A 9,380-nucleotide genomic window follows, 5' to 3' on the forward strand; every position below is an offset into this window, starting at 1 on the left:
TGGAACGCAGGATTTCAATGGCGTGCTTCTGGGCGGCTGTGCCGTCGAAAGTTTGAGCGACACTTCCCGCCGGTTGGCAGAGGAGTGCTAAGCCGATTAACCCAGCAATGTAAACAGTGAGAGTCTTGGTTTTCATTGGTGTTACTCCTTAACAGGCTGATAGTACGGATAAAATTATTTGTATAATAAACCAGGGAACAGGTATGGCATAAAAACCGAAGATAAAATTCCGAAAGAATTTTTTTTGATAGCATTTTTGCAGGAAAGATAAAAGAAATTTTTAACAAAATATTGGCGTAGCGGTTTATTTTTTTCCGGTTTTATGGGCCGAACGAGCAGTGAAGGTGTTTTATTGCTGATATTTCAAGGAGTTACTGGAAAATAGAAGGTGTGATTGACGTTTGGATTTTGATAAAAATCATATAAAGATGCTTCCTTTGAGGTAGCAGACAGCCTTTCCCGCGATGAACACCCGCTTGCCGGCATCTTCGCAGAAAAGTTCGCCGCCCCTCCCCGAAACCTGCCTGGCGCGGAAGGTTGTTTTATGCAGTTTTGATTTCCAGAAGGGAATGAGCGCGCAATGTGCTGAACCGGTGACCGGATCTTCATTGATGCCGCATTTCGGCGCGAAAAAACGCGAGACAAAATCAACATCATTGCCCTTGGCGGTAATAATCACACCCCTGTGATCCAATTGCGCGAGCAGCCCGAAATCAGGAGAGATGCCCGTGATTACCGCTTCATTTTCAAAAACCGCCAGATAGTCTTCGGATTTATGGACCGCCAGCGGTTCTTTGTGTAGGGCCCGAATCAACAATTCCGGCGTCGGGCAGGGAGTCGGGGGGTGCGCCGGGAAATCAAGTCTAAAGAGCTCATTTTCGTTAAGCACTGCCAGGGGGCCGCTTTTCGAAGAGTGAAAGTCTATCCGGTGCAACCCGGGGCTTATAAAGGTAAAAAACACATAACCCGCGGCAAGGGTGGCGTGGCCGCAGAGATCGATTTCCACTGTCGGCGTAAACCAGCGGATTTCATAGCTCCCATTGCGGTGAACCACAAAAGCGGTTTCCGAGAGATTATTCTCCGCAGCGATATTCTGCAGGGTTGTATCGGTGAGCCAATTTTCCAGAATGCACACCGCAGCAGGATTGCCTTTGAATATATCACCGGTAAACGTGTCTATCTGGAAAACGGGTATTTCCATGACTTACTTTTTCCTGGCTTTAAGGGTTCCTTTTATAACGTCATTCATATCCTGGGGCGCGTTTGCCGCCGGGCAGAGGATCTCTTTCACTTCGGCCTGAAACAGCTGGTTGTCCCTTGGGGTGTGAGTCCCGTGGACGATCAATAAATCAGGGTAATTGCCTTGAATGATCTTCTCGTATTTTTTCAGAAAAGGGCAGAGGGCAGTCATGCAGTAGGAAAAATGCAGGGCATCGATGTGATATTCTGCAAGGGCTTTTACCCGTTTGAGGATTTTTCCCGGAGCAGCAAGGGTCGGGCAGCCCGCACAACTGATAATGCCGATGAGGTCCAGGGTTGTTTCCTGGTTGTAGCGTTCGAAGAAACCGCGTTTTTTCCTCATGTCTCCAAGGCAGACCACGGAGGCGCAGTTTGTGTCCTGGGTGCAGTTCGAGCAGGTGATAATGCCGATGCGTGCCATGATTGCGTCCTTACAGTCAACGTTTTTACTTGATAAATGAACAGCAGTAATCGGTAAGTGTTTTGATCTTCAGGGAGAATTTCGCCTGGGCCGGCACTTCAAAGGCCTGGCCGCCGTGTATTGTTTTCCACTGATCACTGCCGGGAAGCAGTACGTCAAGGTCGCCGCTGAGGATATCCATTACTTCTTTATCGGCAGTGCTGAATTCATACTCACCCGGAAGCATGATTCCCAGGGTCTTTTTTGAGCCGTCGGCAAAGAGTATCGAGCGGCTGGTTACCTTGCCATCGAAGTAAATGTTTGCCTTTTTGATAACGCTTACATTGTTAAATTCGGACATATTGATCTCCTGAGTCGGTAATGGTTGATGGCGTCGTAAAAAGTTCGATCTACTGTGTCGTAGCGGGTTGCGAAATGCTCACCATAATATATATATGCCTCCGCTTTCGCAACACCACTCCTTGTATACCGAAATTTTTACTTAGCCATCTTAAAAGGTACGTCAGACTTTTTAAGAGTCTGTCAATTGTTGGTTATTTTTTATAGATTCGTACCGGAACGGTTTTCCTGCCCCATTGCAGGGCTCTGCCGTGGGAATCAAAGTAGAGGTCAATGCGTGTCGGTCCCTTGATTGCGCCGCCGCGGTCTTCAACCGTACCCCAGCCGTAACGGGGCACATGCATTCTGGTGCCGAACGGATAATAATTGGTGTCAGCGGCAATGGTGCCGTCATAGGGCAGGATGAGCCAGGGGAAGATGATGCGCACCGGAATCATCCAGGGCCGCTGCAGACTGTCCATGGAAAAAAGGCCGGGATTCGGTTCCCGCGGTGAGGTCCCGCTCGAGGTTTTTCCGGTATAGGGCTTCCCTTTGCTTCTTCCTTTGCTGACATACTCGTTCCAGAAATCAAGCTTGAGGTATTTCCAGCTGCCCCTTTCCCAGTCGCAGCAGGAACCGCAGCCGCAATATGCCGTGGTTTCGATACGTTTTGAAACAGGCACTGCACAGCCTGATTGCAGAAGCAGAATCGCCAGAATAATCAGTAAAGAGGCGTAGTCCAAAAAGGAATTGAATAAAGTCGGCGGATAAGTGCGAGATGGCAGCGCCAGTGAATTTTGAGAAGACATAATCATGTATTATAGCTTCGGAGTCAAGGGAGTCAAGTAATCGGATGATTTAATCCTTTACCTGGATCCGGATCTTGAGATAGAGTTGCTTCCAAAGATGTTGAAGCCCAAATAATCAAAACCCTTAAGGGAAAGACCATGCAATACATTGTATTTTTTGACGCCAAGGCCGATGTTTCAGCACAGGAAATAAATGTTGAACGTGAAAAATGGTGCGACCAGGGTAAAGATGAGGAGCTCAGTAAGCGGTGCAAGATGATCAGGCGCTATGAGGTGGTGGGCAAATCACCATTGCAGATTGTTTTTATCATTGAGACGGATGATCCCACGGCGCTTAATATTTTGTCCCGGCATTTCGGGAAAAAATGGCATTGCGTGAGCTATCCGGTGGTTGAGCGCGATATCGCTGCGGCCCTGAAAGAAGATGAGCAGATGTAAAAAAGTGGTTACAGGAGTGTCTGATGCGTCTTAGAAGAATACTGGTTGCGCACCATGTTCGGATTTTCAGGAATATGGTGAAGCATTATGTTTTATCCGAATTCAGTGACGCGGTGGTTGTTGAGGCGTCAACCGATGACAAGGCCTTTGAAAAAATAGAAAATCAGCATTTTGATCTGGCGCTGGTTGATGCGGACTCCGTATCATCAAATCCCGCATTTTTAGACAATTTTCGCGCCCGGAGCGTCAACCGCACGGTGGCGCTGATCGGCATAATCAGCCCGGATTCCCCGGAAACGGTGCAATGCCTGACCCGGGCCGGGATGGATTATTTTCTGCAGATTCCGTTTCTGTCCAACGCTCTCAAGGAATTGGTAAACAAGGCCTGTAACCCCAGGAACTGGCGGATCAATGAGCGTTTTTACATCCCTGATGCAGGCGTGATTCTCCATGGCGGCCAGGGGGATGTCATGGCAAAACTGATCAATATAAGTAAGGGCGGAGTGCTCTGTGAAGTGGCATTCAGTGATAATCTGCCGCAGATGTTCAAGGAGATGGAGGCGACGATTACCATATCGGAATCCGAGTTCAGTTTTGAAATCAAGCGGCTAACCTGCAGGCTTTCCAGGTTGAACATCAGCAACTGGACCGCTGAGGGTGAGGCCGGTGGAATGCGTATTACCCTGCTGTTTTCGGATCTTTCCGTACAGGCCGAGGCGTTGATTGACCAGGCGTTGGGGTTTGCCAGGGAGAAGTATTCGCGGGTTTAAGAGGATTCTTGTTAAGAAAGCAGATGGAGAAATTCTTCTGGAGTGCCCACAAGTTTTTTGGCGCCGTTGCCCTCCAGTTCGGCCCTGGGTCGGAATCCCCATAATGCGCCTACCGCCATCATGCCGGCGGCATTGGCGGTTTTCATGTCAATGCCGGTATCGCCGAGATAGAGGAATTCCCCGGGATCGATTCCAAGAGTCTCGGCAATGGCAAGGGCGCCGGCAGGGTCCGGTTTTTTAGGAACTCCTGGCCGCTGCCCGTAAACGAGATCGAATGTGGAATCCGCAAAATATTTCGCCACGCAGAGCCGGGTGAAATCATCCGGCTTGTTTGAGAGTACCGCAAGTTTTATTCCCTTTGCGGCAAGGCCCGCAAGCATTTCCATGATTCCGGAATAGGGTTTTGTCAGATTATCCCAGTTTCGTCGGTAGACCTTGATAAATTCCTCAAGGCATGTCTTTATTGATTCTTCAGACCGGCTCGCCTCAGGCAGCGCCCGGGAAATCAGGGTAAGCGCTCCATCGCCGACAAAATATCTGTAAGCGTCAAGATGGTGGATTGGATAGCCCAGGTTTTCAAGGGCATTATTTGTTGAGTTTCCAAGGTCAGCCAGGGTGTCGAGCAGGGTGCCGTCCAGGTCAAATAGCGCAGCTTTAAAGGATTTCATTGATAACCTTTTTTGAAATGCGGATGCTGATTAAAAAAAAGAATATAGGGCACTTATTATGGGAGGGCAATAAAAAAGGCAGCGTCTCGGAAAGACACTGCCTGTGAAATGAAATGTTTAGATCCGGGAGGTTATTTTTTCTTTTTTCGTGCAATGCCTGCAAGCCCGACAAGACCGGTGCCGAAAAGAAGCATGGAGGAAGGTTCCGGGACTGTAACCGGAACAGGACCTGCAATTGCCGCTGTAGCTGTTAAAAGAAGCAGAAAGGTGCTTACAAATATTAAGCCATTTTTACGCATTGGGTTTTCTCCTGAAATGAAATGTGTTTTAAAGAAACACTAATATTTTTTTGAACGTGCATTATCATTAAGCATCTTTTGTGCCAAGATAGCTATTAAATGGAAAATCCTTGTTATTGCAAGCGGTTACCTTGGTTCAACAGGGAGGCGTTCCGGGATGGCGGAAAGCCCTGGTTCGTATTACCGGAATTGTTGATCGGTTTTTCCGGAATTTAACGATGTTTTTTGTTTTCAACAAAAGAGGTGGCAGTGGGGGAGAAAAAAATGGGGAACCAGCAGGAACCTGATTCCCCTATGTGATGGCGTCCCCAACCGGATTTGAACCGGTGTTGCCGGCGTGAAAGGCCGGTGTCCTGGACCTGACTAGACGATGGGGACATAGTCTTTATTTATATGGTGGGTCGTGCGCGACTTGAACGCGCGACTCTCTGCTTAAAAGGCAGATACTCTACCAACTGAGTTAACGACCCCCAAGTAGAATGGCGTTATTTACAATAGTCGGCCACCCATGTCAAGCATTTGATTGCCCTTTACGGGAAAAAAGGCGGGGAGGCCACCAATATAGGGCAAACTGAGGCCTTTGGGATGAAATTAAAGTCTCTGCCGGTCCGAACAAAATGAGCGGCGTGCAGTGCTGCTTTTTAATTTTTGATGAAATCGCAGAAGACTGATTTCATCGAGTTATTCCATTGTGCAATGTTGCTTCTTTGTGGTGGACCTTTTGCTGCAGTGATTTTATAAGAGACCATAGTGATATGATGAAATCGCAGAAGACTGATTTCATCGAGTTATTCCATTGTGCAATGTTGCTTCTTTGTGGTGGACCCTTTTGCTACAGCGATCATATAAGAGACCATAGTGATATGATGAAATCGCAGAAGACTGATTTCATCGAGTTATTCCATTGTGCAATGTTGCTTCTTTGTGGTGGACCTTTTGCTGCAGTGATTTTATAAGAGACCATAGTGATATGATGAAATCGGCAAAAGATTGATTTCATCGAGTTACTGCGTTGTCGCATGTTGATTTTATGAGGTGGACCTTTGGCTACAGTGACTTTTTACGAGCCCATCAATTTTCCTTGTGGTATATGGTTTATTCTTATTAATGAATCCGCCGGTGGTTTTGTGCGGCAAGTTTAAAGGGTATTAGAAAAATGGGCATGTTATCCTCTTCGGCAACATTTGTACGATACAGCGTTGAAGGTGATCTCCCGGGGAATTTCTGGGATTTTATCGCCGAGCGCATCAAGGAATACTCTTTTCGGGATATTGACGATTCCTATGACGAGCAGTCGGTGGGCTGGGTTTCGGTTTTTAATATGTTTGACAATGAGTTTGCCTATGCATCCTACACTGCGGGCGATTATGTGGTTCTTTCCCTGCGCATTGATGAGCGCAAAGTTGCTTCCCAGGTATTAAAAAAATTCTGCATGAAAGAGGAGGAGCGGATCAAAAAGGAGAAGCAGATTCCTAAATTGAGCCGCGCCCATCGCGTCGAGATCAAGGAAAGCATCAAAATCGCCTTAACCAAGAAGGCGCTGCCGGTGCCGGCGGTATATGATCTCAGCTGGAATCTTTCCGACAATACCCTGTTGTTTTTTTCAACCAGCGGTAAAGCCCAGGAGCTTTTAGAGGGATATTTCAAGGATTCCTTCGGCCTGCAACTGGTCCAGCAGATACCGTATATGGTCGCCGGGCATATGTTAACCGGGGAACAATTGGTATGGCTCGACGATATAACCCCAGATATATTTATATAATATAATTGTGATAACGATATGGATTTAGTCGATTTAATTACTGAAAAGAGGTTTATCGGCCAGGAGTTTCTCACCTGGCTCTGGTATAAAAGCGAAGAACGGGGCGGGACGATCAATCTGCCTGGTGAAGGCGATATCCAGGTGGTTTTTGAAAAGCATATGCTCCTTGAATCAGGAGAAGGCGAATCCCACGAGAAACTCTCCTGCAATGGGTTGCAGTCTGAGCTTCAGGAGGCCCGCACCGGGCTTACCATGGGGAAGAAGCTGGAACAGGCGCGGCTTTTGATTACCCGAGATATGTTTGAATGGGGCTTGACGATTAAGGCCAGTACGCTGCAATTTCGAAGCGTCAAACCTCCTAAAACCATGACCGGCAATGAAGAGGGCGACAGCACAGAAGCAGTTGAGGGAAGAATCCTTGACCGGGTCGGTATGCTGGAAATGGCAGTGAAGACCGTTGATCAGCTTTTCAGGATGTTTTTACTGATCCGGATAAGTTCGGCATGGGATGAAGAGCTTGGGAAAGTGCGGGCCTGGATTCATAAAGGACCGCGCTGAGTTGCGTCCTGCCCGAAGGTTTAGTACCAGTAGAAATATCGCGTGAGGCAATAATTTCATTTTTATTTTTCAGGGATGTAGAACATGGAGTTTGAGACGGTAATCGGGCTTGAAGTGCATGCCCAGATGAAGACCAACAGTAAGATTTTCTGCGGCTGCACCACTTCCTTCGGTGCGCCGCCCAATACCAATACATGCCCCGTCTGCCTCGGTATGCCCGGGGTGCTGCCGGTCCTGAATAAAACCGTGGTTGATTATGCCATGAAAATGGCCCTGGCCACCAATTGCACCATCCGTAAAGTCAACCAGTTTGCCCGCAAGAATTATTTTTATCCGGATCTGCCAAAAGGCTACCAGATATCCCAGTTTGATCTGCCCATTGCCGAACACGGCAGTATTGAGATCGAAGTCGGGGAAAAGACTCGACGTATCGGCATCACCCGTATCCACATGGAGGAAGATGCCGGCAAGCTCATCCATGATGAGAAAGAACCCCGCAGTTATGTGGATCTGAACCGTACCGGGGTGCCGCTTATCGAAATTGTCAGCGAACCGGATATCCGTTCGCCGGAAGAGGCGGCGGCCTATCTCAAAAAGCTTCACTCCATTCTGCGGTATCTTGATATCTGTGACGGCAATATGCAGGAAGGAAGTTTCCGCTGTGACGCCAATATTTCCCTGCGGCCAAAGGGTGAGGACCGCCTTGGGACCCGCACGGAGCTCAAAAACATGAATTCTTTCCGCAATGTGCAGCGCGCCCTTGAATACGAGGAGCGGCGGCAGCGCGACGTATTGCTCGACGGCGGCGAGATTATCCAGCAGACATTGCTCTGGGATGCGGATCGCAATATCACCAATTCCATGCGCAGCAAGGAAGAGGCCCATGATTATCGGTATTTCCCTGATCCGGATCTGATCCCGGTGGTAATCGATGATCCCTGGATTGCGGCAATCAAAGAGACCTTGCCCGAGCTTCCGGACCATCGGAAGGCGCGGTTTATCAGCCAGTTCGATCTTTCCCTGTATGATGCGGATATTCTCACCTCATCAAGGGAGCTTGCCGAATATTTTGAGACGGCGTATGCAAAATATCCCAACGCTAAAAAATTGAGCAACTGGATCGGCACCGAGCTCATGCGCCAGCTCAAGGGCGAGGATGCAATTGATCTGGGCAGTTGCCCGGTTTCGGCAGAAAATCTTGCGGTCCTCCTGGTGATGATTGATCAGGGGACGATCAGCGGCAAGATCGCCAAAACCGTCTTTGAGGAGATGATGGCCTCGGGCAAGGATCCTGAAGCAGTGGTCCGGGAAAAGAACCTTGTGCAGATGAGCGATACCGGTGATCTCTTGAAAATGGTCCAGGAGATTGTCGCCGAAAATCCCGGCCAGGTTGCGGAGTATAAGGCCGGCAAGACCAAGCTCATGGGATTTTTCGTGGGGCAATTGATGAAAATGACCCAGGGTAAGGCTAATCCCCAGATTGCCAATGAGTTGTTCGGCAGGGAATTGAGCAGGTAGCGGGGAAATTATAACCGCTTTATATGGGTATGGATTTTTTTCCCTTCGCGGGTTCTTGGATTTTTCGTGAAAGCGATTCAGCATTCTTTCACAGACTCTTTCTAGCCAAGATGTAAAGCATGAATCAACAGGAATGGCAGACTAAAGGCGCGGGCCATCGGCAACGGCTTCGGGAAAAATATCTCGAACTGGGGATTGATGCATTCAGTGATGCTGAAGTCCTGGAGCTCATTCTGACCCTGGGCACCCCGCGTCGGGATTGCAAGGAAATCGCCCGGGCGGTCATTGCCCGGTTCGGCTCCCTTGCCGGCGCCCTGGAGGCCTCCGAGGAGGAACTTCAGAGTGTTAAGGGGGTCGGAGCAAGCAACGGTTTTGCAATCCATCTGGTCCAAGGTGTAGCCAGGCGTTATCTGGAAAAACGCCTGGCAAAGAAAGAGTACATCCGATCCTCCGGTGAAGTTGCCGATTATCTTATCCATTCCATGCGCGATCTTGAGCATGAGGTTTTCAAGGTGATTTTTCTTGATGCCGGGCATGGAATCATCGCCACGGAAACCGTGGCCCAGGGGACCATCACCCA

The 9,380-nt window shown here is 48.7% G+C and carries 12 protein-coding genes and 2 tRNA genes; 6 read left to right on the forward strand and 8 right to left on the reverse strand.

What is annotated here, in order from left to right; translation table 11 throughout:
* Positions 1 to 418: 418 nt before the first annotated feature.
* The 4 genes from KKE17_00230 to KKE17_00245 all read right to left on the reverse strand — a co-directional run bounded on the left by KKE17_00230 (position 419) and on the right by KKE17_00245 (position 2,787).
* Positions 419 to 1,201, reverse strand: a complete 783-nt coding sequence (locus tag KKE17_00230; GenBank protein ID MBU1708410.1) for a PhzF family phenazine biosynthesis protein — start codon at positions 1,199 to 1,201, stop codon at positions 419 to 421.
* A 3-nt stretch (positions 1,202 to 1,204) separates the two neighbouring features.
* Positions 1,205 to 1,660 (reverse strand): CGGC domain-containing protein, encoded by a 456-nt coding sequence (locus KKE17_00235; GenBank protein ID MBU1708411.1) that lies wholly within the window; start codon positions 1,658 to 1,660, stop codon positions 1,205 to 1,207.
* 25 nt (positions 1,661 to 1,685) lie between these two features.
* Positions 1,686 to 2,000: a pyrimidine/purine nucleoside phosphorylase gene (locus KKE17_00240; protein MBU1708412.1), complete on the reverse strand. Its 315-nt coding sequence runs from the start codon at positions 1,998 to 2,000 to the stop codon at positions 1,686 to 1,688.
* A gap of 193 nt (positions 2,001 to 2,193) precedes the next feature.
* Positions 2,194 to 2,787 (reverse strand): 3D domain-containing protein, encoded by a 594-nt coding sequence (locus tag KKE17_00245; GenBank protein ID MBU1708413.1) that lies wholly within the window; start codon positions 2,785 to 2,787, stop codon positions 2,194 to 2,196.
* Between the two features lie 138 nt (positions 2,788 to 2,925).
* Between KKE17_00245 and KKE17_00250 the strand changes: the two genes are divergently transcribed.
* Together KKE17_00250 and KKE17_00255 are read left to right on the forward strand one after the other, a co-directional pair.
* The gene (locus tag KKE17_00250; protein ID MBU1708414.1) at positions 2,926 to 3,225 is read left to right on the forward strand and encodes a hypothetical protein; all 300 of its coding nucleotides are present in this window, start codon (positions 2,926 to 2,928) and stop codon (positions 3,223 to 3,225) included.
* 23 nt (positions 3,226 to 3,248) lie between these two features.
* A complete protein-coding gene (locus KKE17_00255) occupies positions 3,249 to 3,995 on the forward strand; it encodes a hypothetical protein (GenBank protein ID MBU1708415.1) in 747 nt (248 codons plus the stop codon).
* 11 nt (positions 3,996 to 4,006) lie between these two features.
* Here the strand turns inward: KKE17_00255 and KKE17_00260 are convergent, their stop codons facing one another.
* The 4 genes from KKE17_00260 to KKE17_00275 form a co-directional block, all read right to left on the reverse strand.
* A complete protein-coding gene (locus tag KKE17_00260; GenBank protein ID MBU1708416.1) occupies positions 4,007 to 4,663 on the reverse strand; it encodes an HAD family hydrolase in 657 nt (218 codons plus the stop codon).
* 131 nt (positions 4,664 to 4,794) lie between these two features.
* On the reverse strand, positions 4,795 to 4,962 hold the full coding sequence (locus tag KKE17_00265) for a PEP-CTERM sorting domain-containing protein (protein ID MBU1708417.1): 168 nt from the start codon (positions 4,960 to 4,962) through the stop codon (positions 4,795 to 4,797).
* A 300-nt stretch (positions 4,963 to 5,262) separates the two neighbouring features.
* A tRNA-Glu gene (locus KKE17_00270) sits at positions 5,263 to 5,340 on the reverse strand.
* A gap of 16 nt (positions 5,341 to 5,356) precedes the next feature.
* A tRNA-Lys gene (locus tag KKE17_00275) sits at positions 5,357 to 5,432 on the reverse strand.
* Positions 5,433 to 6,118: 686 nt separating this feature from the next.
* Between KKE17_00275 and rdgC the strand changes: the two genes are divergently transcribed.
* From rdgC to KKE17_00295, 4 genes are all read left to right on the forward strand, one after another.
* A complete protein-coding gene (gene rdgC / locus KKE17_00280) occupies positions 6,119 to 6,724 on the forward strand; it encodes a recombination-associated protein RdgC (GenBank protein ID MBU1708418.1) in 606 nt (201 codons plus the stop codon).
* Between the two features lie 18 nt (positions 6,725 to 6,742).
* Positions 6,743 to 7,282, forward strand: a complete 540-nt coding sequence (locus KKE17_00285) for a hypothetical protein (protein ID MBU1708419.1) — start codon at positions 6,743 to 6,745, stop codon at positions 7,280 to 7,282.
* Between the two features lie 84 nt (positions 7,283 to 7,366).
* On the forward strand, positions 7,367 to 8,800 hold the full coding sequence (gatB, locus tag KKE17_00290; protein ID MBU1708420.1) for an Asp-tRNA(Asn)/Glu-tRNA(Gln) amidotransferase subunit GatB: 1,434 nt from the start codon (positions 7,367 to 7,369) through the stop codon (positions 8,798 to 8,800).
* 119 nt (positions 8,801 to 8,919) lie between these two features.
* Positions 8,920 to 9,380, forward strand: a 461-nt coding sequence (locus KKE17_00295; protein ID MBU1708421.1) for a hypothetical protein, incomplete at its 3' end; no start/stop codon positions are given.

The organism is Pseudomonadota bacterium, from assembly GCA_018823135.1.
Taxonomy (GTDB): domain Bacteria; phylum Desulfobacterota; class Desulfobulbia; order Desulfobulbales; family CALZHT01; genus JAHJJF01.